Genomic DNA, 25,585 nt, shown 5'->3' on the forward strand with positions numbered 1-25,585 from the left:
GCCTATTCCTCCTTTGCGGTTTCGGGTTGAGCGGCTGCCTGGTCGGCAGAGGGTGCGGCGGCCTTCTGTGCCTTGGGCTGCACGGGCGTGCCTTCGCGCATCAGACCCACGCCCTCGGCGACGATCACGTCGCCCGGTACCAGACCCGAATTGACGATGTACTCCCTGCCGTTCGAAATCCGGTCTACGGCGATCGCGGCCGACGTGGCTTTGCCGTCGACGACCTTATATACATATACCTTGTCCTGCAATTCGAAGGTCGCGGCCTGAGGGATTACGACGCACTGCTTGCGGACGTACGGCAGGATGATGTTGCCGGCCCCGCCGCTGTGGAGCAGCCCGTTCGGGTTGGGGAACGCCGCGCGGAGCTGCACGCTGCCCGTCGAGGTGTCGATGACGCCGCTGATGGCCTCGATGCGGCCCGCCTCGTCGTAGACCGACCCGTCGTTGAGACGCAACTGCACGTCGGGCATGTTTTTCAGCGTGTTGTCGATCGAACCGTACTCGCGCGTGAGGTTCAGCAGTTGGTTCTCGGTCATCGAGAAATAGACGTACATCTCCGAATTGTCCGATACGGTAGTCAGCGGCTGCGGCGTCGAAGGACCGACCAGCGCGCCCACCTTGTAGGGCAGTGTACCCACGATTCCGTCCGAGGGACTGGTCACGACCGTATAGGAGAGGTTGTTGGCGGCGTTCACGCGCTGTGCTTCGGCCTGTGCGAACTGCGCCTTGGCCGTCAACAGGTTGTTCTCGGCCGTCGAAAGGTCGAACTGCGAAACTACCTTGCGTGCGAAAAGTTCCTTCTTGCTGTCGTAGGTCAGCTGAGCGGTCGCAACACTCGCCTTGGCGGCGGCGACGTTGGCTTCGGCCGTCTGCAACGCTGCCTTATAGGGAACCTGGTCGATGATGAAAAGCGTCTGTCCGCTGCGGACGCGCTGCCCCTCGTTTATGCAGACCTGGGCGATCTTGCCCGATACCTGCGCATAGATTGCGATATCCTGACGACCGCGGATCGTCGCCGAGTAATCCACCGGAATGGTACGGTCGGTCGTAGCCACTGTCAGGACGTCGTACTCCGAACTCTGGGATTGCATCGGCGCCTGACGACAGCCGAGCATGAAAAAGCAGCAGGCGAGTGCTGCTGCACGGATCGAATTTTTCTTCATGTTTCGTTTTTCCTTTTTAATCGCGACAAAGATAGGCAAAAGCCGTAGAACATCCGGTTTCAAAAAATGGGCGGAATTTTTCAAAACGTGAACTATCATGGGCTTTTTTGCCGAATTTTATCTATTTTTGTGACGTATTTATGTCAAAAACGAGGATATGATCGAATTATTGTTATCCGACGAACAATCTTTTTCAGTGGAGGATACGAATTTGTCCGCTTTTCTGAAACGTCCCGTTCGGGTGAATGGCGGCGCCGTGTTCCTGTGCACGGCCGGCCGTGCGGTCGTATCGGTCAATGTCGAGGAACATGCGATCGAGTGCGATACGGAGGTGGTGCTGCTGCCCGACATGGTCTTCATGCTCGTCGAGGCGAGCGCCGACTTCCGCGTGATCTTTTACGCTTCGAGCATCCAAGTGTTCGACGGAGCGATGCAGCGGCTCGATACCGAATGTTTCCACTATCTGGAAACCCATCCGGCGATCCGGCACCGCGGGGAGACGGCCCGCGGGGTGAAAAACCTTTATTCCGTGGTATTGGCCGCCAGCGCGGAGACGGAGAACATCTACCGTTCGCAGATCATGTACCTGCTGATGCGTCATATCCTACTGAACGTTTGCGACAAGGTCCGGCGGAACTACATCCGTTATCAGGAGGAGGGCGCCCATCGCAAGCGGGAACTTTACGATCGCTTCGTGAAGTTGATCGCCGAGCATTTCATCGAGCGGCGCGACGTGGCCTTCTATGCCGGAAAACTCTGTATTTCGATGAGTTACCTGGCCTCCGTGACGCGCACGCTGACCGGCGAGACCCCCAAGGAGATGATCGACAAGTGGATCGTACACGAAATCAAACTGATGCTCATGTTTTCCGATCTTTCGCTGCAACAGATCGCCGATCGGATGCACTTCCCCGACCAGTCCTATCTGGGGCGTTTCTTCAAACGCCATACGGGAAGTTCGCCTCTTGCCTACCGCAATGCGAAGTAGGCCGAATCGGTAAAAGTGGTAACGAAATCCGTAATCCGTGTAGGTCGTGCAGTGCGGAATCTCCGTAATTTTGCATCGTGAACCTAAAAACGAAGAGACGATGAGAAGAATCGCATGTCGGCAGGCAGTCGTTTTTGCACTGCTGATCGGTTCGGCAGGAACAATTCATGCACAGGAAAACACGATGAGAGAGAATCCTATCTTTGGGCAGATCTTCCCGCAGGGCGAGAAGCTGCCGGAGGAATTTTCGGCCTATTTTATCGGTCAGGCCTACCGTGCGCCGCTGGTGCGCGACGAGGCGTTGAACTGTCCGGTGTCGAACGTGACTTTCAGTCCCGGATGCCGCAACAACTGGCATAGCCATACCGGAGGGCAGCTGCTGCTTGTCACGGCCGGCCGGGGCTATTATCAGGAACGGGGTGAACCGGCGCGGCTGTTGTTGCCGGGAGATGTGGTGGAGATCGCTCCCGACGTGGAGCACTGGCACGGAGCGGCACCCGACAGCTGGTTTGCGCATCTGGCCGTCGAGACCAATCCGCAGACCAACAAGAATAGGTGGCTCGAACCGGTGGACGACGCGCAGTATGCAGCGGCGACCGCCGGGACGGAGGAATTCCGCAGCCGGATGTCCCGGACGGCGCTCCGCAATTTCGATGCGTTGTTGCCGGCATGCAAGTCGGAGTTGGAACAGAGCGATCCCGAACTGGCGGAGATCGTCGGCAATTTCGCCTTCGACGAGGTGTTGCGTTACGGAGAACTCGACGAGCGGACGCGCAGAATGACCCTTCTCGCTTCGGCGATCGCCTTGCAGGCGGAGGGGGTCTACCGCTCGCTGCTCGACGCGGCGCTCGACGGCGGCGTGACGCCCGTCGAGGTGAAGGAGATTTTGTATCAGGCCGTGCCTTACGTCGGTTTGGCCAGGACCTTCGATTTCATCGGCATAGCCAACGATGTGCTGCGGCGACGGGGCGTGACGTTGCCGTTGGAGGGGCAGTCGACCGTTTCGCCCGATGACCGCTTCGAAAAGGGACTGGCCGTACAGCGATCGATCTTCGGCGAACGGATCGATCGGATGCACGAGGAAGCACCGGAGAATCAGGTGCATATCCAGCGCTATCTGTCTGCCGATTGTTTCGGCGACTATTACACGCGCGGCGGGTTGGATGTGAAGACTCGTGAACTGCTTACTTTTTCGATGCTCGTGTCGCTGGGCGGTTGCGAATCGCAGGTGAAAGGGCATATTCAGGGCAATGCGAACGTCGGTAACGGCAAGGCGACACTGCTGGCCGTCGTTACGCAGCTGCTTCCCTACATTGGTTACCCGCGCACGCTCAATGCGATCGCCTGTCTGAACGAAGTGATTCCCGAATAGATGAGAAAAACGATTCGCCGTATGTCCGCAATCCTCTTGTCGATCGTCGTGTTGCTCGCTGCGGCGGGGATCGCATTCGTCAATCAGCGGAGTTTCGGCCGCTTGCCGCGCGGCGAGCGGTTGGAGCGTATCCGCCGTTCGCCCAATTACCGCGACGGGCAGTTCCGCAACCTGCATCCTACGCCGCAGATGACTTCCGACAAAGGGTTTGCGGGCAGCATGTGGGGTATTCTCTTCGGGAGTAAAGAGCGCCGCGAACCGGCGTCGGCGCTTCCGGTGCTGAAACCCGATCTGCACCGTTTGGAGCGGGCGGAGGATGCGTTGGTGTGGTTCGGCCATTCGTCCTATCTGCTGCAATTGGACGGGGTGCGTCTTCTGGTCGATCCTGTGCTGACCGACAAGTGGCCGATGTCGCTGTTCTTTTCTCCCTTCAAGGGTACGGACGTCTTTTCTCCGGAGGACATGCCCGATGTCGACTGCCTGATCGTCACGCACGACCATTGGGATCATCTGGATTACCGTACCGTAATGCAGTTGAAAGAGCGTATCGGCAGGGTAGTCTGTCCGCTGGGCGTGGGGGAGCATTTCGAGTATTGGGGATTCAATTCTGACCGGATCGTCGAACTGGATTGGAACGAGAGCTGCGGCTTGTCGGACGGGTTCCGGATCCACTGCCTGCCTGCGCGCCATTTTTCAGGGCGCGGGTTGCAGCGCAACCGTTCGCTCTGGGCCTCGTTTTTAGTGGAGAGCCCTTCGCGGCGGGTCTATCTTGCAGGCGACGGTGGTTACGATGCGCACTTCGCCGAGATCGGCCACCGGTTCGCGCCGATCGACCTGGCGGTGGTGGAGAACGGGCAGTACAACGCCGACTGGCGTTACATTCATCTGATGCCCGAAAAATTGCCGGATGCGATCCGCGACCTGCGCCCGGCACGTGTGCTGACGGTGCATCACTCGAAATTCGCGCTGAGCCGCCATGCGTGGGACGAACCGCTGAAAAACGCCGCCGAAGCGGCGGCAGGCGACGGGTTCGTGCTGTTGCAACCGATGATCGGAGAGATCGTGCCGCTGGCCGATACCGTCAGGCGTTACGAGGCATGGTGGCGAGGGATCGATTGATTGACCGAATCATAGATAATTAGGTAAAAAGATGAAAAAACGAATTTTGCTACTTTCGTCTTCTCCACGCCGGCACGGGAATTCCGACCGGCTGTGCGACGAGTTCCTGCGCGGGGCGCGGGAGGCGGGGCACGACGCGGAGAAGATCTCGCTGCGCGACTGCCGGATCGGTTACTGCACCGGTTGCGGCGTCTGCTACGATACCCGAACCTGTCCGCAACGGGACGATGCGGCGCAGATCGTCGGGAAGATGATCGCGGCCGACGTGATCGTACTGGCTACGCCGGTCTATTTCTATACGATGAGCGCCCAGATGAAGACGCTGATCGATCGTTGCTGCGCACGTTACACCGAGATGACGGGCAAGGAGTTTTATTTTATCGTGGCGGCGGCCGACGACAGCAAGGCTGCCATGGAACGGACGATCGACGGTTTCCGCGGTTTTTTGGACTGTCTCGACGATTCCCGCGAATGCGGTACGATCTACGGCGTCGGGGCGTGGAAAATCGGTGAGATCGAGGGTAGTCCGGCCATGAAACAGGCCTACGATGCGGGGTTGAATTGCTGAATACGCGGGGCCGTCATTCGGACGATGCGACAACGGAGCGGAGCGGCGATCGCCGCTCCGCTCCGTTTGCTCTGCGAAAAGCGCCGGACGCCTGTACGTCTTGGGTTCGGTGGCGCGCGGCGAAATGACGGATTGCGCCGGCTGTTCCCGACGGAGGGCTTTCAAATGTCCGGTGATGCGTGCGGGATACGTCGCGCATCTGAACGATAAGTAAAATATAAGACGCCGTAACACGACACAGGAAAACCAAGCGATATTTCCCGGCCTTCATCCGAAACCGCGGCCGGCCCGACGACGGACTGTACGACGGTACGGAACGATCCCTCCTTGCCGGGAAAATAGTTGCGGATATTGCTCGGTCCGACGTTTGCGGCGTCGGCGATCTCGCGATGCGACGTCCCGCGAATCCTCTGATACGAAAGATCCGTGCGGCTTGTCGCAGAATTTCGGCACCTATCCTCTTTTTACGCTTTGCATGTTTGCACCTTTTCGAGACGCAACGCAGAGGAAATTCCGTCGGATACGCAATACCGAATTATAGCGATTTCGACATCGGCCGAAGGCCCTGGGTGTGGAGTCCGTCCGCGGTACGTGCGTGCGGAATTCACACGGGCAGCAGGATCGAGAAGCGGCTGCCCTTGCCGATCTCGCTTTCGACGCCGATCGTGCCGCCGTGCGCCTCGACGAACTCCTTGGAAATGGCCAGCCCCAATCCGCTGCCCTGTACCTTGGTGCCCGGTACGCGGAAATAGCGTTCGAAAATGCTCTTGTGGTAACGCGGGTCGATGCCCCGTCCGAAATCCCGCACGTAGATTTCGACCGCCTTTTCGTGCTGTACGGCGCCCACGATGATGCGCGATTTTTCGGGCGAGTGGTGGATGGCGTTCGACAGCAGGTTGGTGATGACCCACGCGATCTTTTCGCTGTCGACGAACAGTTTCGAGATTTTTTCGGGGTATTCCACCTCGACGAAACAGCAGAACCGCTCGGCCAATACCTGCGTCGCCTTGACGGCGTAGTCGATCAGTTCGATCGGCTTGGTGATCTTGGGCATGAGTTTGAGCTTGCCGGTCTCGATCTGCGTCATGTTGAGCAATTCGCCCGTGATCGAGAGAAGACGGTCGCTGCTGTCGCGGATACTCCCGACCAGCTGCTTCTGTTCGTCGTTGAGCTTGCCGAGCCGGTCGTCGCCGAGCAGTTGCAGACTCATCAGGATCGACGAGATCGGGGTCTTCATCTCATGCGAGACGGTCGAGATGAAGTTGGTCTTGGCCGAATCCAGTTCCTTGTATTTGGTGACGTTGCTCAGGATAATCAGGTTGCCGACGAACTGTTGTTCGCGTCCGCCGACAGGTGTGATGTAGAGCGGCGTGTTCTCCATTTGGAAGTAGCTCTCCTTGTTGTCGGCGTAGATTTTCAGTGGCTCTCCTCCGGTCGATCGCTTTTCTCCGTAAAGCTCGCGCATCAGACGGCGCAGCAGGTCGTTGGAGAGGGCGACCTCGGCGGCGTTGCGGCCGACGACCTCCGCTTGCAGATTCAGCACCGCGAGCGCTTCGCGGTTCATGAAGAGGATCTTGCGGTCGGGGCCGAGACCGATGATCGGCTCGTGGAGCGTATCGACGATCGCTTCGATGCGTTTCTTGGCCGTCATCAGGTCGTCGAGCGAACTGCGGCGGTATTCGTCGAGCTTGGCCGCCATGTCGTTGAACGATTCGGCTACGGATTCGAATTCACGGTTGCCCGTGAAGTCGAGCCGTTGCTGGTAGTTGTGGTTGGCGATTTCGCGGATGCCCTTTTTCAGTTCGTCGATGGGACGCAGCACCAGCCGCGGAAACCATACCAGAATGGCGCCGGCACTGACGACGCAGAGCGCCGCCACGACGATCAGCCACCACATCACGTAGTCGGCGCGTTCCTCGACGGCCGAACTTTTGGCGCGGATGGCCGCCATGTTGAGTTCCATGATGCGCAGCAGGTCCTGGCGCACCGTTTGCAGTTCGGCCTCGGTGACGGGGTCGCTCAGCGCCGCGATATGGCGGCCGAGCTCCGATGTCATCTCCCGTTCGCTGATCTCGGTGATATTTTGTTGTTGGAGGGCGAGACTCTGCCGCAGGGTGTGCCGCGAAACGGAATCTTCGCCGATGTCGTTGAGCGAACGCAGCATGTCGGCGGCGTATTGCAACGAGTTGTAATTGTCGGCCAGAATGGTTCCCGTGGCGCGCGAAAGCTGCCGCACGTAGCTGACCGACTGGATGCCGAGCAGCACGATCATGGCGAAAAGAATGCCGATGCCCAATGTGAGCCTTCGTTGTATTTTCATGGTTATGACAATATATACAGGTCGATGTTCATGCGCGACAGTCTGCCGATGAGGCGGCGCATCCCGACGACGTTTTTCAACAGCGAAAATAGTGAAAATTCGGGTCGGCCGACGCAGACGATATTGATTTTTTGTTCGCGGCAGATCTCCACGATCGTCTCGACCGGACGGTTGGAGTGTACCTGCCGGATCTGACCGCCGAGTTCGGTGGCCAGATTGAGGTTGTTGATCAGGTAGCGCTGGTTGGCAAGCGGGATGCGGTCGGCGGTCTCGCGGTCGCTCTGGACGTAGAGTACGATGAACGAACTGTTGAGATGCGTGGCCAGACGCGCGGTTTTGCGGATCAGGCGGCGGGCGCGTTTCTCGCTGCTGTCGATCACGGCCAACAGCTTGTCGTGCAGCAGGGCGGGTTTCTCCGTCACTTCGTTTTCCACCTTCTTCTCGACGCGCAGCGCCACCTCCTTCAAGGCGAGTTCGCGCAGTTGCAGGATGTTCTCCTGCCGGAAGAAGTTGCTCAGGGCGGTCGGCACCTTGTCGGGTTTGTAGATTTTACCCGCTTTGAGCCGTTCGATCAGTTCGTCGGCCGTCAGGTCGATGTTCACCACCTCGTCGGCCGTCGCCAGCACGCTGTCGGGCACCCGTTCGTGGACTTCGATGCCGGTGATCTCCTGCACTTGTTCGTTCACCCCTTCGATGTGTTGGATGTTGACGGCCGAGATGACGCTGATACCCGCGTCGAGGATCTGCATCACGTCCTGCCACCGTTTGGGATTTGCGCTGCCCTCGATGTTGGTGTGCGCCAGTTCGTCGACCACGACGATATCGGGGTGGAGGTTGATGATGGCCTGCATATCCATCTCTTCGAGCTCCTTGCCCTTGTAGAAGAGCTTGCGGCGCGGAATGAACGGAAGCCCTTCGGTGAGGGCTTCCGTTTCGGGACGGCCGTGCGTCTCGATGTAACCGATCTGGACGTCCACGCCTGCGTCGAGCAGTTGGTGCGCCTCCTGCAACATGCGGTAGGTCTTGCCCACGCCGGCACTCATGCCGATGTAGACCTTGAATTTCCCGCGGTGCGAGGCTTTGATCAGGGCGAGAAAGTGCTCGGCGCTTCGCCGGGTGTCCTGTGTATCCATAGTTATTACATTCTGAATGAAAATCCTCCGACAAAGTTAACGTCGTCGAGAGCAGGATTCCAAATCAGATTGGTGAAAATTCCGATTTTCATGCCGTCGGCACCCTTGATGTCCCAGGTCTTGCCGGCATTGAGGAAGACGTTCTGCACGTAGAAGTCGCGATCGCCGCAGTTGTAGGTCGTGGCGGCATTCCAGGGCACCATGCCCACGCCGGCCTTCATGTCGACCGTCTTCACCGTGAAAGGATAGGCCACCTCGAAATAGGAAGCATAGGCGCGTTCTCCTTTGTCGTTCCGGTCGGCGGCGCCGAACAGAATCGTGTACCACGACAACGTGAAGGGCAGTTTTTCCGATACGACCCAGCTCGCGCCTACCTCGATGCGGTGGGGGGAATGGCTGTCGAATATGAAATAGCGGTCGTCGTCATGTCCGGTCCAGTAGAGGTCGGCCACCGAAAGCGTCACGGGCCCCAGCTGGTAGGCCAGCGTGAGATCCATCTCCTTGTAGCCGCTGTCGCTGAAATCGATCGACCCCCATGCCGTTACCGAGAAGTTTCCGGCCGTCATGGTCAGCGTGGGCTGCAAGGCCGGGCCCGACTCCTTGACGCCGCGCCAGTAATACGAGCTTACGAGATCGGAACCGCCGCTGAACGATACCCCTTTGTCTTGAGCGGCGACGTGATTCGTTCCAAACATGGCTGCCGTAGCCAATACTCCGAGTAAAATACGTTTCATAGAATTTAAAAGATTTCTTCGTTGATTGTTGATGATTCGGGTTTGTTTTTCCGTCCGTGGCGCCACGGAACCCGTTTCCGGGCCCGGGCGTACGCGACGGGAAATAGAGGGTTTGCGCAGTCTGACTTGCGAAAGCAGGATGACCGACAGGGGTCAGATCAGATCCGTAATCAGAAATACGACCAGAAAAACGATCAGTACGATCAGCCACCGTTTGGTCGGTTTATCCAACTTTTTCATAAGTTCCGCACACGCTATTTGTTCTGTGCGGCGTCCAACGCCACATTCAGTTTCAGAACATTGACCTTATAGGTGCCGAAGAGTCCGAGCCACGGTTTGTGGATATTCTCCTCGACGATCTTCTTCACCTCGGCTTCGGACATGCCGCGGGCTCCGGCGACGCGGCGGATCTGAACTTCGGCGCCGCGGATCGAGATGTCGGGATCGAGGCCCGAACCGCTCGCGGTCACCATCTCGGCGGGAACCTCCTCGCGCGAGAGGTAGGGGTGGGCGGCGAGGAACGCATCGATGCGCTCCTCCACCTGGGCCAGATATTCGGGATTGTTCGTGCCCTTGTTGCTGCCGCCCGAACCTCCGCCGTTGTAATCCACGTTCGACGGACGTCCCCAGAAATAGACGCTGTCCGTAAAGACCTGGCCTACGTTGGCAGCGCCGACCACCTTGCCGTTATAGGTCACCACGGGAGCCTCTCCGTCGTTGGGCGATGCCACCCATGCCACGAGGCGCAGTACCAATACATAACCGACGAACAGCACGACGCACATCGCCAGCGTTATCTTGATTGAAATCCAAAGATTTTTCATGATTCAAGCAATAAATTAAAAGAACACACTTACTAACATGTCGATCAGTTTGATGCCGATGAACGGAACGATGATGCCGCCCAGACCGTAGATGAAGAGGTTGCGGCGCAACAGGGCCGAGGCTCCGATCGGTTTGTAAGCGACGCCGCGCAGGGCCAGCGGAATCAGCAGCGGGATGATGATCGCGTTGAAGATCACCGCCGAGAGAATGGCGCTTTCGGGCGAATGCAGGTGCATGATATTCAGCGTTTGCAGAGCCGGAATCGAGGTGATGAACAGAGCCGGAACAATGGCGAAGTATTTGGCTACGTCGTTGGCGATGGAGAAGGTCGTCAGCGTGCCGCGCGTCATCAGGAGCTGCTTGCCGATCTCGACGATCTCGATCAACTTCGTGGGGTCGTTGTCCAGGTCGACCATGTTGCCCGCCTCCTTGGCGGCCTGCGTACCGCTGTTCATCGCAACGCCCACGTCGGCCTGAGCCAGCGCCGGAGCGTCGTTCGTACCGTCGCCCATCATGGCCACCAGTTTGCCGGCGCGCTGTTCGCGCTTGATGTACTCCATCTTGTCCTCGGGCTTGGCCTCGGCGATGAAGTCGTCCACGCCTGCCTGCTCGGCGATGTATTTCGCCGTCAGCGGATTGTCGCCCGTCACCATCACGGTCTTCACGCCCATCTTGCGCAGACGCTCGAAACGTTCGCGGATACCCGTCTTGATGATGTCCTGCAATTCGATCACACCTTTGATCTGTTCGTTTTCCGAGACCACGAGCGGCGTACCGCCGTTCTCCGAGATCGTGCGCACGATCTTTTCCACCTCCGGCGAGAAGCCGTTGCCCGCTTTCCGGACGATCGCACGGATTGCCTCCGAAGCGCCCTTGCGGATGCGGGTGCCGTCGGGCATGTCTACGCCCGAACACTTGGTCTCGGCCGTGAACTTCACCATGTGTACGCCCACCAAATCGGTCTGGCTGAACCGGAAGCCCTGTTCGCGTCCCAGTTCGACGATGGATTTGCCTTCGGGGGTCTCATCGGCCGCGGAGGAGAGGACGCAGAGCCGGAGAAAATCCTTGGGGCTCACTCCATTGACAGGATAGAACTTGGTGGCTTTGCGATTGCCGATGGTGATCGTACCGGTCTTGTCCAGCAGCAGCGTATCGATGTCGCCGGCGGTTTCGACGGCCTTGCCCGACTTGGTGATGACGTTGGCTTGCAGGGCGCGGTCCATACCGGCGATGCCGATAGCCGACAGCAGACCGCCGATAGTGGTCGGGATCAGGCAGACGAACAGCGAAATAAACGCTGCGACGGTGATGTTGGCACCCACGTAATCGGCGAACGGTTTGAGCGTGGCGCAAACGATCACGAAGACGATCGTGAAGCCTGCGAGCAGGATGGTCAGCGCAATCTCGTTCGGGGTTTTCTGGCGCGAGGAACCTTCCACGAGGGCGATCATCTTGTCAAGGAAACTCTCGCCCGGCTGTACGGTCACTTTTACCAGAATACGGTCGGAAAGAACCTTCGTACCGCCCGTGACCGAACTCTTGTCGCCGCCCGCCTCGCGGATCACCGGGGCCGATTCGCCCGTGATGGCGCTCTCGTCGATCGACGCCAGACCTTCGATAATCTCGCCGTCGGCGGGAATGGTATCTCCGGCGACGCATTCGAACACGTCGCCCTTGCGCAGTGCCGAGCTGCTGACGATATGCGACTGTCCGTCCTTCTCGATCCGTTTGGCAGGGGTCTCCTCACGGGTCTTGCGCAGCGAATCGGCCTGTGCCTTGCCGCGTGCTTCGGCGATGGCCTCGGCGAAATTGGCGAAGAGCACCGTGGCCAGCAGGACCAGGAAGATCACGATATTGTAGCCCAGCGAACCCTGCGACGTGTTTCCTGTCACGGCGATCCAGACAATCAGCAGCAGCATGACGAACGTTACGACCTCGACGGTGAACATGATCGGATTCTTGATCATCACACGCGGATCGAGCTTGCGGAACGACTCAACGAAGCTTGCGTTTACAAGCTGTTTGTTGAACAACGAATTATTTACTCGATTTTTCATTTTTCAAATCCGGATTAGAAACTTAAATAATCGGCGATGGGACCCAGAGCCTGTGCCGGGAAGAACGAGAGGGCGGCCACGATGATGATGACGGCGAAGGTCATCAGCGAGAAGGTGAACGTGTCGGTCTTCAACGTGCCGGCGCTCTCGGGGACGAATTTCTTCGAGGCGAGCAGTCCGGCGATGGCCACCTGTCCCACGATCGGGAAATAACGGCCCATGATCAGGGCGATACCGGTCATGATATTCCAGAACGGCGTGTTGTCGCTGAGTCCCTCGAAGCCCGAACCGTTGTTTGCCGCAGCCGAGGTGTACTCGTAGAGCATTTCGCTCAGGCCGTGGAACGAGGGGTTGTTCAGCCACCCGATTTCGGGGTTCGCGGCGGCCACGGCGGCGGAAATACCCGTACCGACGAGGATCAGGAAGGGGTGCATCAGTACGACCATCGTGGCGATCTTCATTTCGCGCGCTTCGACCTTATGTCCGAGGAATTCGGGCGTGCGGCCCACCATCAGTCCGCTGATGAAGACGGCGATGATGAGGAAGGCGAAGTAGTTCATCCAGCCCACGCCGACACCGCCGAACCAGCAGTTGATCTGCATGTTGAGCATCTGCATCATACCGCTCAGCGGGGTCTGCGAATCGTGCATCGAGTTCACCGAGCCGTTCGAGGTGACGGTCGTCACCATGCCCCACATGGCCGAAGCGGCCGAACCGATGCGGATCTCCTTGCCCTCCATCGAGCCGAGGTCCTGCGCGATGCCCATTTCGTCGATATTGGGGTTGCCGCCCATCTCCTGCGGAACGGAGACGAAGATACCGGCCGTGAAGGCGAAGAGCATCACGCCGAAGATCCAGGCGGCCAGCTTGCGGCGACGGACGTAGAAGCCGAAAGCCCAGGCCATCGCCATCGGGATGATCAGAATCGACCAGCACTCCAACATATTCGTGAAGGCGTTGGGATTTTCGAGCGGGTGCGAAGAGTTGACGCCGAAATAACCGCCGCCGTTGGTACCCAGCTGTTTGATCGGCACGATAGCGGCCGTGGGGCCTTGCGAGATGACCTGCTCCTGGCCTTCGAGCGTCGTGATGGTCTGTTTGCCGTCGAACGACATCGGGGTGCCGTTGATCACCAGCAGGATACCGACCAGAAGCGACAGGGGCATCAGGATACGGGTCGTGCTCTTGACCAGATAGACCCAGAAGTTGCCGATGGCCTTCGTGGTCTTCGCTGCCAGCGCCTTCATGATGCCGGCCATGGCGGCCATGCCGCACGCTGCGGTGATGAACTGGAAGAGCATGATGACGAACAACTGCGTAAAATAGGTGAGACCCGTCTCGCCGCTGTAATGCTGCAAGTTGCAGTTGACCATGAACGAGATGCAGGTGTTGAACGCCAAGTCGGGGGTCTGGTTGGCGTTGCCGTCGGGGTTGAGCGGCAGCCAGCTCTGGCAGCAGAGCAACACCATACCCCAGAAGAACCAGAAGAGGTTGACCATCAGCAGAGCTTTGAGGAACTTCTTCCAGTCCATATCCTCGTCGGGATCGATGCTGCATACCTTGTAAATGCCCCTTTCGAGCGGAGCCATGAAGTCGAGCCACGTGCGCTCGCCTCGGTAGACTTTGGCAATGTAGCGGCCCAGCGGATAACAGAGCACCACCAGAGCCACCCATTGCAGAATTACGCCTAAAATTTCCGTATTCATTTATTTATCGTTTTACGGGTCAGACAATCAGAATTTTTCGGGTTTAACGAGCACATACATCAAGTAGATGAATCCGATGATACTCAGAATAAGCAATCCTGTAAACATTTTCCATTAAATTTTTTCGAACCAATCCACACATTTGAAATAAAACCAATAGCACAACGCCCCTAAGGCGCAGAGCAGGATGAAAAGTACGATTGCATTCATCGCTTCAGCTTTTTTGAGTTAGACAACTTTTTCACGAAACCGCACATCATGCGATCGAACAGGCATCCGATGCCGCAAAAAAACAGAATCATTGGTATCACCTGCATTTCGCATCCTCCGTTTGGTTCGTGCCGACTTCTATACGAAGGCGGTGCCAAAAAAACGCCTTTTTATTCAATCCGCTTTGGAATAGGCGTTTACGCTCTTTCGCGATGCGCCGAAAAAGAAGGGCGTCCTATCAAAATGATAAGACGCCCTTCTCGGAATGAAACGGTGCGTGTCTACTAGACGCCGTAACTTTCCAACTTGCGGTAGAGTGTCGCGATGCCGATTCCCAGCAGGCGGGCGGCTTCGGTTTTGTTGCCCTTGGCGTATTCGAGGACTTTCAGAATATGATGCCGTTCGAGCGCGTCGAGTGCCAGCGAATCGGGAGGTGCGCCGGCGCCGGCGCGGAATTCGGGCGACAGCGTATCGGCGGAGAGCCGTTCGCCGTCGGCCATAATCAGGCTCCGTTCGACGACGTTGCGCAGTTCGCGCACGTTGCCGTGCCATGTATGGCGTTCCAGCGCGGCGATGTATGCGTCGTCGATGGTTTCGATGCGTTTTCCCATCTTGGCGGCGAACTGCCCGACGAAGTAGCGGGCGTATTCCGCGACGTCTTCGCGCCGCTGGCTCAGGGCGGGCAGCTGGATGCGGAAGACCGAGAGCCGGAAATAGAGGTCTTCGCGGAAGTTTCCGGCGGCGATCTCCTTTTCGAGGTCGCGGTTCGTGGCGGCGATGATCCGCAGGTCGACTTTCGTCGGGCGGGTCTCGCCGATCTTGATGAATTCGCCGCTTTCGAGCACGCGCAGCAGCTTGGCCTGCAATTCGACGGGCATTTCTCCGATTTCGTCGAGAAACAGCGTTCCCTTGTCGGCCTCTTCGAACAGCCCCTTTTTGTCCTTCGTCGCACCCGTGAAACTGCCGGCGCGGTGGCCGAAGAGTTCGCTTTCGAGCAGCTCTTTGGAGAAGGCCGAGCAGTTGACCGCTACGAATGCCTCTCTGGCGCGCGGCCCGGCCTGGTGGATCGCCTGCGCGAAGACCTCCTTGCCCGTTCCGGTCTCGCCGGTGAGCAGTACCGACGTGTCCGTCGCAGCGACTTTGCGCGCGAGGTTCACGGCCTGTCGGAGCGCCTCCGACGAACCGATGATGCGGTCGAACGAATGTTCGTCGGAGAGTTTCGCCTCGAAACGCGCCAGTCGGCGCTGCATCCGCGCCTTCTCCGTCGCACGGCTCAGCAGCGGCAGGATCTTGTTGTTGTCGTCGCCTTTGGTGATGTAGTCGAATGCGCCGTTCTTGATCGCCTGCACGCCGTCGGGTATGTTGCCGTAGGCGGTGAGCAGGATGACTTCGGCGGCGGGTGCGATCTCCTTGATCCTGCCGACCAGTTCCACACCGTTGCCGTCGGGGAGTTTGACGTCGCACAGCACGACGTCGGGTTCGTATTGGCTGAGCAGCCGGAGGCCCGTGGTACAGTCCGGAGCCTGCTCCACGTCGTATCCTTCCAGTCCGATGATGCGCGCCAGCAGCGCACGCAGTTGGGGTTCGTCGTCGATAATCAGAATTTTCGCCATTGCGGTTCGCGTTCTTTGCGGCAAAGGTACGACAAAATTCGAAATTGTCGACATGCTCCTGCGGCGGCCGTCGCGGAATCCTGCCGTCCGGTTGTGGTGTGTGTTTCCGGTCGGAATTGCGATGCGTTCCTGCCGGTCAGGCCGCCCCGTCGCATATCCGTCCGCCCGATCCGGACGGCGTAACGGAGGGCAAGGGTGAAATTATTTCGGAAAAAAATTAACAAAATTGTTGAATGTTTCGAAACTCTTCGTATATTTGCACTGACAAAATTATTAAATCAAAATGTTAAACAAAGGTAGAATGGGAGAGAAACCGATGCGGAACAAGGAGCAGGCGATTCTCGAAGCGGCCGAACGCGAATTCATCGTCAAGGGATTCGCGGGGGCGCGGACGACCTCGATCGCCGAAGCGGCCGGCGTGACGCACGCCATGCTGCACTACTATTTCCGGACGAAGGAACAACTGTTCGAACGTATCCTCGACGAGAAGATGCGGTTGATGGGCGAATCGGTGCTGGCAGCCTTCGGGCAGCCGGGATTGCCGCTGGCGGAGCGGCTGCGCGACGGAATCGAGCGGCATTTCGATTTCATCATGGCCAATCCCGACATGCCGCGCTTCATCGTCAACGAAGTCTTTTCGCGGCCGGAACGTTATGAAACGATGCAGGCGCGCATCCGTGAGATCGCAGGCGTCCTGATGTGCGATATCCAGCGGGAGCTCGACGCCTCGGCCGACCGCGGCGAAACGGAAAGGATCGACGTGCGGATGCTGTTGCTCGACATCATCTCGCTCAACGTCTTTCCGTTCATCGCCTATCCTGTCATCGAACCGATTCTGGGGGACCTCACGGCCGACCGCGAACGTTTTTTCGCACGGCGCAGGGCGGAAAACACGGAGGTGATCCTGCGGCGGCTTAAAAAATGCGACTCATGAAACGGATCGTTTTACTGTGCGGGTGTCTGCTGGTCTGGGGTTCGGCCGGCGCCCAACTGACGCTCGACTCGTGCCGTCTGCTGGCGCGGAACCATTACCCCGAAATCCGGCGCTACGACCTGGTGCGGCAGACGGAGGAGTACACGCTTTCGAATGCACGGCGGGAGTGGCTGCCGCAGCTGTCGCTTTCGGCGCAGGCCACGTGGCAGACCGCCGTGCCCGCGTTCCCCGATGCGCTGACCGGTATGCTTACCCAGTACGGCGTAGGGATGCCGGGGATGAATAAGGACCAATATAAAGTGCAGTTGGAAGTGACCCAGACGATTTGGGACGGCGGAAAGTCGGCCGCCGACAAACGCATCGCCGAAGCCGAAGCCGCCGAACAACGGCAGGCGACGGATGTCGATCTCTATGCGTTGGAGGGGCGGGTGGACGACCTCTATTTCGGCATTCTGCTGCTCGACGAACGGGTCGCGCAGACGAAACTGACGCTCGGACTGCTGCGGAACAACCTCGACAAGGTGCGTTCGCTGCAACGCAACGGTGCGGCGATGCAGAGCGATGCCGATGCCGTCGAAGCCGAACTGCTGACCGTCGAGCAGCAGCTCGCGCAGGTCGAAGCCTCGCGTGAGAGCTACCGCCGGATGCTGGAACTTTTCATCGGAGAGGAGCTGGCCGGTCGGGCGCTCGTGCGGCCGGACGTCGCGGAGCCCGCTTCGTTCGAGGCCGCCCGTCCCGAACTGGCGCTGTTCGATGCGCAGGCCGAGAAGCTCGCGGCGCAGCGACGGCTGGTGAAATCGGCGACCCGTCCCCGTTTCGGACTCTTCGCGCAGGGATATTACGGGTATCCGGGCATGGACTACTTCGAGAGCATGATGGCGAACGACTGGTCGTGGAATGCGCTCGTCGGATTCCGGATGTCGTGGAATTTCGGGGCGTTCTACACGAAGAAGAATTCGCTGGGCAAACTCCGCACGGCACAGCGGCAGCTCGATGTGCAGCGCGACGTCTTCCTCTTCAACACACGGTTGCAGACCGTCGAGGAGAGCGGCGACATCGCCCGCCTGCGCCGCGCGCTGGCCGACGACGACCGCATCGTGCAGCTGCGCCGTGCGGTGCGCGAAGCCGCAGAATCGAAGCTCCGCAACGGGGTGATCGATACCAACGACCTGCTGCGCAAGATCACCGAGGAGGCGACGGCCGCCACGGCACGGTCGGCGCGGGAGATCGAGTTGGTGAAGACGATCTATGAATTGAAACATACGATAAACCGATAAGACCATGAAACGATTCATTATTTACGGTGCGATCCCGCTGTTGGCAGCATCCTGCGGGGGCGACGGGGATTTCGATGCCACGGGGACGTTCGAAGCCACGGAGATCGTCGTGTCGGCCGAAGCTGCCGGGCGTATCCTCCGCTTCGACGCCGAAGAGGGTGACGTGCTCCGAGCCGGCAGGCAGGTCGGTGCCATCGACACCGTACAGCTCTATTTGCAGAAATTGCAGCTGGAACGTCAGCGCGCTTCGGTGCGGAGCGGCCGTCCCGACATCGGGAAACAGGCCGCGTCGCTGCGCGAGCAGATCGCCAAACAGCAGACCGAACGCCGCCGCGTGGAGAACCTGTTGAAGGACGGTGCGGCCACGACCAAACAGCTCGACGACATCGACGCGCAGTTGAAGGTGCTCGGCGGGCAGTTGGACGCGCTGTTGTCGACGCTGGAAAACAATGCCGTGTCGATCGACGAGAATTCGTCGGCCATCGAGTTGCAGATCGCGCAGGTCGAAGACCGGCTCGCCAAGTGCCGCATCGCGTCTCCCGTGACGGGAACGGTGCTGGCCAAATATGCCGAGGCGGGCGAACTGGCCTCCGTCGGTCGGCCGTTGATGAAGGTCGCCGACCTCGACCGCATCTACTTGCGGGCCTATTTCACGTCGGATCAGTTGGCCGACCTGCGTCTGGGCCAGGAGGTGACGGTGACGGCCGATTTCGGCGGGGAGCGGCAGCTCGACTATCCGGGACGCATCGTGTGGATCGCCTCCGAGAGCGAATTCACTCCCAAAACCATTCAGACCCGAAATTCGCGGGCCGGACTGGTCTATGCGGCGAAGATCGCCGTCGAGAACGACGGCCGGTTGAAGATCGGCCTTTACGGAGAGGTGAAACTCTAAGTGCGACGACGATGCGGAATGCCATAGAGATTCACGCCCTGACCAAACGTTACGGTATCCTCACGGCGCTCGACGAGGTGTCGTTCGAGGTCGGGCGGGGCGAGCTGTTCGGCCTGATCGGTCCCGACGGAGCCGGCAAGACGACGCTTTTCCGGCTGCTTGCGACGCTCGTCGCACCCGACGGCGGCACAGCCTCGGTCGACGGGCTGGATATCGTGGCCGACTACAAGCGCATCCGCGAGCGGGTAGGCTACATGCCCGGACGGTTTTCGCTCTATCCCGACTTGTCGGTGGGGGAGAACCTCGCTTTCTTCGCGGCGCTGTTCGGGGTGGAGATCGCGGAGAACTACGATCTGGTCGCGCCGATCTATCGCCAGATCGAACCGTTCCGCGCACGCCGTGCGGGAAAGCTTTCCGGCGGTATGAAGCAGAAGCTCGCACTCTGCTGCGCGCTGATCCACCGGCCCGCGGTGCTCCTTCTCGACGAGCCGACGACGGGCGTGGACGCCGTGTCGCGCAGCGAGTTCTGGGATATGCTCTCCGAGTTGAAAGGCAAGGGGATTTCGATGCTCGTTTCGACGCCCTACATGGACGAAGCGGTGCGCTGCGACCGCGTGGCGCTGTGCGATGGCGGGAAGATCCTGGCCGTCGACACGCCGCAGGGCGTCGTCGGGCGGTTCGACGAGCCGCTCTACGCGCTTGCGGGCGACGATATGTACGGCCTGCTGCTCGAAGCGCGCCGCCATGCCGACGTGAAGGAGTGTTACCCCTTCGGCCAGACGCACCACCTGATCGCGGGCGAGGGGTTCGACGCCGGACGCTTCGTCCGCGAGACCACCGCGCGGGGATTCCGCCGTGTGACGCTCCGACCGGTCGGGGCGGGAATCGAGGACGTGTTCATAAAACTGATGCGCCATGCGTGAACCGATCATATCCGTCAGGGAACTGAGCAAGCGGTTCGGCGACTTTACCGCCGTAGACCGCATTTCGTTCGATGTGGCGCGGGGCGAAATCTTCGGATTCCTCGGCGCCAACGGTGCCGGAAAGACCACCGCCATGCGGATGTTGTGCGGATTGAGCTATCCCACGTCGGGAAGCGGTACGGTCGCCGGTTACGACGTGATGCGCGAAGGAGAGCGGATCAAACGCCGCATCGGCTACATGAGCCAGCGCTTCTCGCTCTACGACGACCTCACGGTGCGGGAAAATATCCGGCTTTTTGCCGGAATCTACGGTCTTCGGCGGATGCAGACGCTGCGCCGCACCGTCGAGCTGCTGCATCGCCTCGATTTCCGCTCGGAGGCCGATACGCCGGTAGGTTCCCTGCCGCTGGGCTGGAAGCAGAAGCTCGCCTTCTCGGTGGCGACGCTCCACCGTCCCGAAATAGTCTTCCTCGACGAACCGACGGGCGGTGTCGATCCGCTGACGCGCCGTCAATTCTGGGAGATGATCTACGAGACGGCCGCCGCGGGGACGACGGTCTTCGTTACCACGCACTACATGGACGAGGCGGAGTACTGCTCGCGGGTGTCGATCATGGTCGACGGGCGGATCCGCGCGCTGGGAACTCCGGCCGAATTGAAAGAACAATATGCCGCAGGGTCGATGGACGAGGTATTCCGCATCCTGGCCCGCACGGCCAAACGCTCGGAATAAGATGAAAGGATTCTTCTCGTTCGTCCGAAAGGAGACGCTGCACATCCTGCGCGACTGGCGCACGATGCTCATCGTGCTGCTGATGCCCGTGGTGCAGCTGCTGCTGTTCGGCTTCGCCATTTCGGTCGAGGTCAACAACATCGACTTCGCCGTCGTCGCGTCCCATCCGACCGAAGCGGTGCGCCGGCAGGTGGAGCGCATTGCGGCCAATCCCTATTTCACTTTCGGAGGGTACATCCGCCAGGACGAGGCGGACGAAGTACTGCGCACGGGAGAAGTCGGGGCCGTGGTCGTCTTCGCCGACGACTACGACCGGCGGACGGCCGGTTCCGGCGAGCCGGACGGTGCGGCGATCCAGTTGATTTTCGATGCCTCGAATCCCAACGACGCCTCCTCCGGCGCAGGGTACCTGCGAAGCGTCCTGCTGGCGGAGGGGACGGGCGGCGCGCCGACGCCCGAACTGCATCTGCTTTACAATCCGCAGATGAAGAGCTCCTACAACTTCGTGCCGGGACTCATGGGATTGATATTCATGTTGATCTGCGCCATGATGACCTCCGTGTCGATCGTTCGAGAGAAGGAGACCGGAACCATGGAGGTGTTGCTCGTGTCGCCCGTGCGGCCGCTGCGGATCGTCGTGGCCAAGATGATTCCCTACTTTCTGCTGTCGTGCGTCAACCTGGCGACGATCCTGCTGCTGGCGCGTTTCGTGCTGGGCGTGCCGATGTCGGGCAGCGTCGTGGGACTGGTGGGGCTGTCGCTGCTCTATCTCGTCCTGGCGCTCGCGCTGGGGCTCTTCATCTCGACGATGGCCGACAGCCAGGTGACGGCGATGCTCATTTCGGGCATGTTGCTGATCCTGCCGCTCATCATGCTCTCGGGGATGGTCTTCCCGATCGAGAACATGCCCGGCGTTTTGCAGGGAATCTCCTGTATCGTTCCCGCCCGCTGGTATATCGAGGCCGTGCGCAAACTGATGGTCGAGGGGTTGCCCTTCGCTGCCGTGCTGAAAGAGTTCGCCGTCCTGGCCGTCATGACCGGTGCGCTGATCGGCGTGGCGCTCGGAAAGTTCAACGATAAACTCGAATAACGATGCGAACACTACTCGTTTTACTCGACAAGGAGTTCCGACAGTTCTTCCGCAATCCGTTCTTGCCGAAAATGGCGGTCGCCTTTCCGATGATGGTGATGCTCGTCATTCCGTGGATCACGACGATGGATGTCCGTCATGTCGGCGTCTCGGTGGTCGACAACGACCGCTCGACCGCTTCGCGGCGGCTCGTCGGGAAGATCGGAGCCTCGGACTATTTCCGGCTCTACGGTGTCACGGAACATTACGGCGCTTCGCTGGCAGCGCTGGAGCGGGGCGATGTCGATGTGATCGTCGAGATTCCCGACGATTTCGAACGTTCGATTGCGGAACGGTCGCCCCGCAGGGTGAGCATCACGGCCAACGGCGTGAATGCGTTGAAGGGGAGTCTCGGTTCGCAGTATATGGTGCAGACCGTCATGGGAACCCTCGCCGAACTGCTCGCAGAAGAGGGTGTCGCACCGTCGCCCGACCTGATTACGGTGCAGAACCGCTACAATCCGACGCTCGACTACCGTGCCTACATGATCCCTGCGCTGATGATCATGCTGCTTATCATGCTGTGCGGCTTCCTGCCTGCACTCAATCTGGTGGGAGAGAAGGAGCGCGGGACGATCGAGCAGATCAACGTCACGCCCGTCGGCCGCCTGACCTTCACGCTGGCCAAACTGATTCCCTATTGGATCATCGGTCTGGCCGTGCTGACGGTCGCCATGTCGCTGGCATGGCTCGTCTACGGACTGACGCCCGTCGGCGCGGTCGGTGCGGTCTATCTGGCCGCCGCGCTCTTCATCGTCACGATGTCGGGACTGGGCGTGGCGATCGCCAATCGATCCGATACGATGCAGCAGACGATGTTCGTGATGTTTTTCTTCGTGATGATCTTCGTGCTGATGAGCGGACTGATTACCCCGATCGCGTCGATGCCCGGCTGGGCGCAGGCGATCACGCGGCTTCTCCCGCCCCGTTATTTCATCGGGATCATGCGTGCGGTCTATCTCAAAGGTACGGCGCTCGGGGAACTGTGGGGCGATTATGCGGCGCTGGCCGGTTTCGCCCTTGTCTTTGGTATGTCGGCTATACTGACTTGCAGGAAACGGACGTAGGACCGCAGAGCGCTTGGAAACGGGTATTTCGGTAGGAAAAAACGAATTTGTCCGACAAAATGCATGTATTCGAAAAATAATCCGTATCTTTACAAAAATGCTCCGGTAACCGATCACGAACGATGTGCTGTTCGGAGGGGCCATTGCGGATATTCTGGCCAAAATCTCTGCATGATGTGCGAAACGGAGATTTTGGCTTTTTTATTGCTACTCGAATACCTCGGGGTTTGGACGACCTCGAACTGACTGCTTAAATCGAAATAAACATGGAAGAAAAACGAATTTACGAAACACCGGAACTGTCGCTTTGCGACACGGCCATAGAGCGAGGATTCGCGGCATCGATGGATACCTCGACCGAGGAGATCACCCCCGGAGAAGAGGTGGATTGGTAATTTAAAAAACACAGCTATGAGAAAAATCTTATATCTACTCCCCGTCGCTGCATTTTTCGTCTCCTGCGTCGCCGACAGTATACAAGAGGAACTTTCGACCTCGCAGGGGCAGTACGGCGTTTGTCTGTTCGACGCTTCCATTTCGGAACGGGAGGGGACACGCGTCGTCGGAGAGTGGGGTACCGACGGTATTCTCGCCGAATGGGAATCCTCCGACCGGATCGGCGTCTTCGCCGGCGACGAAACGCAGGCGGCCGTTTTCACCGTCAAGGAACTTGACGGTACGAACGCCGTATTCGAAGGCGAGACGATTGCGGACGCAGCCTCCTATCTCGCTTTCTATCCTTACAGCGAATTGTTGGGACGCGAGGGAACGTCCCTCTCGGGGAAGATGAATTTCCTGCAACGTTATAGTTCGCCCGGATACGGCGAGAACCGGATCGGCATCCAGCCGGATTTCTTCCCTATGCTCGCATACTCTCCGACGGGCGCGCACAGTCTCTCATTCAGACAGATGTGTGCCTACATCCGGGTACGGGTACGCGCCTCCGCAACCCTTGCGGGAGATACCTATCTCAAATCGGTCATTCTGCAAGGCAACGACGGCGAGGTGCTCGCCGGCGAAGGCATCCGGGTTGCGGTCGCCGCGGCGGACGATGCGTCGCTGAATATCCGTACCGGCGACCCTGTTCTGAGCGTCGATGCTTCGGAACAGACCTATTCGGCCGTGGCGCTCGATCTGACCGACCCCGACCAGCCGGAGGGCGAGACGAACGGCAGTCTGCTCTCGCAGAGCGAATTCACGGAGTTCTACATCGCCCTGCCTCCGCAGAATTTCGCGAAGGGGTGCAAACTGACCTTCATAGATACTCGCAACCGGTACATGGGCACCCTGACTTCGAAACCCTTCAACGCGGCGCGGGCGCAGTTCGTAACCTTCCGCGCCGGCGGCGGGGAGAAGGTGTTCGAATACATCGCCGACAACGCCCTGATCTGGCAGGACACGCCGAGGCTGCTCCTGCATGCGAACCGTCAGGCCGAATCCCCGAGCGGGTACGATCTGACGGGCGGCAGCGATGCCAATCTCGCCAATTGCTATGTGATCACTCCGTCGATGCTGGCGGCGCATCCCGACGGACTCTTCTGCTTTCCGGCCAAATCGCCCGTCCAGTCGGGAACGGTCTATTGGGACGACCTGCTGCTCGACACGAACGACTACATGGTTTTCACCGTCGACAAGACGATGGCCCGGACGGGAGGCAACGCGGTCATCGGGTATCTCGATCCGGCGACGGGTCTCGTGAAATGGAGCTGGCATATCTGGGTGGTGACCGACGAACTCTTCGCCAAGGATCAGGACTACGAACGGCAGGAGGGAGAGCAGACGCTTATCTACCGCATGATGGACCGGAATCTGGGGGCGAACGATCCGACGGGTTCCGGCGACAAGTCCCGTTCGTGTCTCTACCAGTGGGGGCGCAAGGACCCCTTCTCGAACGCTACGACCGTGTACGGCCCCGAGGGCAATACGCTGGACATGCACTCGTGGCCCAGTTGCGAGGGGTATACCATCGATCCGGTATGGAATGCTCAGATCGGCCGTAAGTCGGGGGATTATCTCTACAACGGCACCGTGGAGTTCACGCTCTCGCATCCGGCGACCTACATCTCCTATGCCGATGAGAAGGATATATCGAACCCCAATCAGACATGGCTGCGCAGCGATGTTCCGGGGCATCAGAACGACCGTCTCTGGGGCACCTATTTCGAGAAGGAGGCCGTGGGTGCCGCGACCGTTCTGCTCTCGAAAAGCGCCTTCGATCCCTGTCCGGCAGGGTACCGCATCCCCCTGATCGCCCCTTTGAAGTTCACGGGAAACGATGTCGAATCGTATACGACAGAGGGCGTGTGGCTCTACGTCGATTCGCAGCGTTCGGTGAAAGCTTGGTATCCCTATGCGGGATCGCGTTTCTCGAAAATGGACGCTTCGGGTAAACAGATCGGTATTCTGGGATATACGGAGGGGGCTTCGGGGCTTTACCAATTCAGTTATGCGGCATCGATTTGGAGCGCCACGCTGGAATTCGTGCAGGAGATCTCCGTCGGCACCTCCTGCAATTCGGACGATTTGACGGTTACCGGGTACAGTAGCACAGGCTATCGGCCGGAGTTCGTCTATGAAGGACCCTATGCCCGGAGTTTCGCCCTCGCTGTCCGCTGCGTCAGAGAGGATGCGAACGGAATTGTACGGTAGCCGGACGAAGCAAGCATGGTATCTGCGGGAGACGAAAACAATGGAAATACCGTTCGAAAAGTCTGATCCGACGGCCTCGCGGTTGCCGTCTTTTGCGAAGATTCGTAATTTTATTGGAGTATGACCTCTTCGTCGATTTTGAATGTGTACGGCGTGGTGAAATCCCCTCG

General features: G+C 59.1%; 22 protein-coding genes. 13 read left to right on the forward strand and 9 right to left on the reverse strand.

Features of this window, described 5'->3' with window-relative positions:
* Nucleotides 1-2 precede the first annotated feature (2 nt).
* Entirely contained in the window at nucleotides 3-1,166 is a 1,164-nt protein-coding gene (locus tag FMF02_RS11275; protein ID WP_141413222.1) for an efflux RND transporter periplasmic adaptor subunit, read from the reverse strand.
* A gap of 157 nt (nucleotides 1,167-1,323) precedes the next feature.
* Between FMF02_RS11275 and FMF02_RS11280 the strand changes: the two genes are divergently transcribed.
* From FMF02_RS11280 to FMF02_RS11295, 4 genes are all read left to right on the forward strand, one after another.
* A complete protein-coding gene (locus FMF02_RS11280; protein WP_034779388.1) occupies nucleotides 1,324-2,154 on the forward strand; it encodes a helix-turn-helix domain-containing protein in 831 nt (276 codons plus the stop codon).
* 100 nt (nucleotides 2,155-2,254) lie between these two features.
* Complete coding sequence (locus FMF02_RS11285) at nucleotides 2,255-3,526, forward strand: cupin domain-containing carboxymuconolactone decarboxylase family protein (RefSeq protein WP_443608662.1); 1,272 nt, start codon at nucleotides 2,255-2,257, stop codon at nucleotides 3,524-3,526.
* A gap of 21 nt (nucleotides 3,527-3,547) precedes the next feature.
* Nucleotides 3,548-4,645 carry an MBL fold metallo-hydrolase gene (locus FMF02_RS11290; protein ID WP_179952763.1) on the forward strand — a complete coding sequence of 366 codons (1,098 nt, stop codon included), beginning with the start codon at nucleotides 3,548-3,550 and terminating at the stop codon, nucleotides 4,643-4,645.
* A 31-nt stretch (nucleotides 4,646-4,676) separates the two neighbouring features.
* Nucleotides 4,677-5,213 carry a flavodoxin family protein gene (locus FMF02_RS11295; RefSeq protein WP_141413225.1) on the forward strand — a complete coding sequence of 179 codons (537 nt, stop codon included), beginning with the start codon at nucleotides 4,677-4,679 and terminating at the stop codon, nucleotides 5,211-5,213.
* A 604-nt stretch (nucleotides 5,214-5,817) separates the two neighbouring features.
* Here the strand turns inward: FMF02_RS11295 and FMF02_RS11305 are convergent.
* The 8 genes from FMF02_RS11305 to FMF02_RS11340 form a co-directional block, all read right to left on the reverse strand.
* The gene (locus FMF02_RS11305; RefSeq protein WP_141413226.1) at nucleotides 5,818-7,533 is read right to left on the reverse strand and encodes a sensor histidine kinase; all 1,716 of its coding nucleotides are present in this window, start codon (nucleotides 7,531-7,533) and stop codon (nucleotides 5,818-5,820) included.
* A 2-nt stretch (nucleotides 7,534-7,535) separates the two neighbouring features.
* On the reverse strand, nucleotides 7,536-8,666 hold the full coding sequence (locus FMF02_RS11310) for a histidine kinase (RefSeq protein ID WP_019129676.1): 1,131 nt from the start codon (nucleotides 8,664-8,666) through the stop codon (nucleotides 7,536-7,538).
* Nucleotides 8,667-8,671: 5 nt separating this feature from the next.
* On the reverse strand, nucleotides 8,672-9,361 hold the full coding sequence (locus FMF02_RS11315; RefSeq protein ID WP_019129675.1) for a hypothetical protein: 690 nt from the start codon (nucleotides 9,359-9,361) through the stop codon (nucleotides 8,672-8,674).
* A gap of 293 nt (nucleotides 9,362-9,654) precedes the next feature.
* Nucleotides 9,655-10,224 carry a K(+)-transporting ATPase subunit C gene (locus tag FMF02_RS11320; protein ID WP_141413227.1) on the reverse strand — a complete coding sequence of 190 codons (570 nt, stop codon included), beginning with the start codon at nucleotides 10,222-10,224 and terminating at the stop codon, nucleotides 9,655-9,657.
* 15 nt (nucleotides 10,225-10,239) lie between these two features.
* Nucleotides 10,240-12,282 carry a potassium-transporting ATPase subunit KdpB gene (gene kdpB / locus FMF02_RS11325; RefSeq protein WP_026074745.1) on the reverse strand — a complete coding sequence of 681 codons (2,043 nt, stop codon included), beginning with the start codon at nucleotides 12,280-12,282 and terminating at the stop codon, nucleotides 10,240-10,242.
* Nucleotides 12,283-12,296: 14 nt separating this feature from the next.
* Nucleotides 12,297-13,988: a potassium-transporting ATPase subunit KdpA gene (kdpA, locus tag FMF02_RS11330; protein ID WP_019129672.1), complete on the reverse strand. Its 1,692-nt coding sequence runs from the start codon at nucleotides 13,986-13,988 to the stop codon at nucleotides 12,297-12,299.
* 27 nt (nucleotides 13,989-14,015) lie between these two features.
* Nucleotides 14,016-14,096: a potassium-transporting ATPase subunit F gene (locus FMF02_RS14025; RefSeq protein WP_034779383.1), complete on the reverse strand. Its 81-nt coding sequence runs from the start codon at nucleotides 14,094-14,096 to the stop codon at nucleotides 14,016-14,018.
* Between the two features lie 386 nt (nucleotides 14,097-14,482).
* The gene (locus FMF02_RS11340; RefSeq protein ID WP_141413228.1) at nucleotides 14,483-15,811 is read right to left on the reverse strand and encodes a sigma-54-dependent transcriptional regulator; all 1,329 of its coding nucleotides are present in this window, start codon (nucleotides 15,809-15,811) and stop codon (nucleotides 14,483-14,485) included.
* 301 nt (nucleotides 15,812-16,112) lie between these two features.
* Between FMF02_RS11340 and FMF02_RS11345 the strand changes: the two genes are divergently transcribed.
* From FMF02_RS11345 to FMF02_RS11380, 9 genes are all read left to right on the forward strand, one after another.
* Entirely contained in the window at nucleotides 16,113-16,745 is a 633-nt protein-coding gene (locus FMF02_RS11345) for a TetR/AcrR family transcriptional regulator (protein ID WP_141413229.1), read from the forward strand.
* Nucleotides 16,742-18,022 carry a TolC family protein gene (locus tag FMF02_RS11350; RefSeq protein ID WP_141413230.1) on the forward strand — a complete coding sequence of 427 codons (1,281 nt, stop codon included), beginning with the start codon at nucleotides 16,742-16,744 and terminating at the stop codon, nucleotides 18,020-18,022. The genes FMF02_RS11345 and FMF02_RS11350 overlap by 4 nt, the downstream gene beginning before the upstream one ends.
* 4 nt (nucleotides 18,023-18,026) lie before the next feature.
* Nucleotides 18,027-18,914, forward strand: a complete 888-nt coding sequence (locus FMF02_RS11355; RefSeq protein ID WP_141413231.1) for an HlyD family secretion protein — start codon at nucleotides 18,027-18,029, stop codon at nucleotides 18,912-18,914.
* 11 nt (nucleotides 18,915-18,925) lie between these two features.
* Nucleotides 18,926-19,837, forward strand: coding sequence for an ABC transporter ATP-binding protein (locus FMF02_RS11360; protein ID WP_141413232.1), 912 nt, complete (start codon nucleotides 18,926-18,928; stop codon nucleotides 19,835-19,837).
* Nucleotides 19,830-20,570, forward strand: coding sequence for an ABC transporter ATP-binding protein (locus FMF02_RS11365; RefSeq protein WP_019129665.1), 741 nt, complete (start codon nucleotides 19,830-19,832; stop codon nucleotides 20,568-20,570). Before FMF02_RS11360 ends, FMF02_RS11365 begins: the two co-directional genes overlap by 8 nt.
* Nucleotide 20,571: 1 nt before the next feature.
* Nucleotides 20,572-21,660 (forward strand): ABC transporter permease, encoded by a 1,089-nt coding sequence (locus FMF02_RS11370; protein ID WP_141413233.1) that lies wholly within the window; start codon nucleotides 20,572-20,574, stop codon nucleotides 21,658-21,660.
* 2 nt (nucleotides 21,661-21,662) lie between these two features.
* Nucleotides 21,663-22,766, forward strand: coding sequence for an ABC transporter permease (locus FMF02_RS11375; protein WP_019129663.1), 1,104 nt, complete (start codon nucleotides 21,663-21,665; stop codon nucleotides 22,764-22,766).
* 266 nt (nucleotides 22,767-23,032) lie between these two features.
* Complete coding sequence (locus FMF02_RS13965; protein ID WP_019129662.1) at nucleotides 23,033-23,161, forward strand: hypothetical protein; 129 nt, start codon at nucleotides 23,033-23,035, stop codon at nucleotides 23,159-23,161.
* A gap of 16 nt (nucleotides 23,162-23,177) precedes the next feature.
* Nucleotides 23,178-25,415, forward strand: a complete 2,238-nt coding sequence (locus FMF02_RS11380; protein ID WP_141413234.1) for a fimbrillin family protein — start codon at nucleotides 23,178-23,180, stop codon at nucleotides 25,413-25,415.
* The last annotated feature ends 170 nt before the right edge of the window (nucleotides 25,416-25,585 follow it).

The sequence above is a fragment of the Alistipes communis genome (assembly GCF_006542665.1).
Lineage (GTDB): Bacteria > Bacteroidota > Bacteroidia > Bacteroidales > Rikenellaceae > Alistipes > Alistipes communis.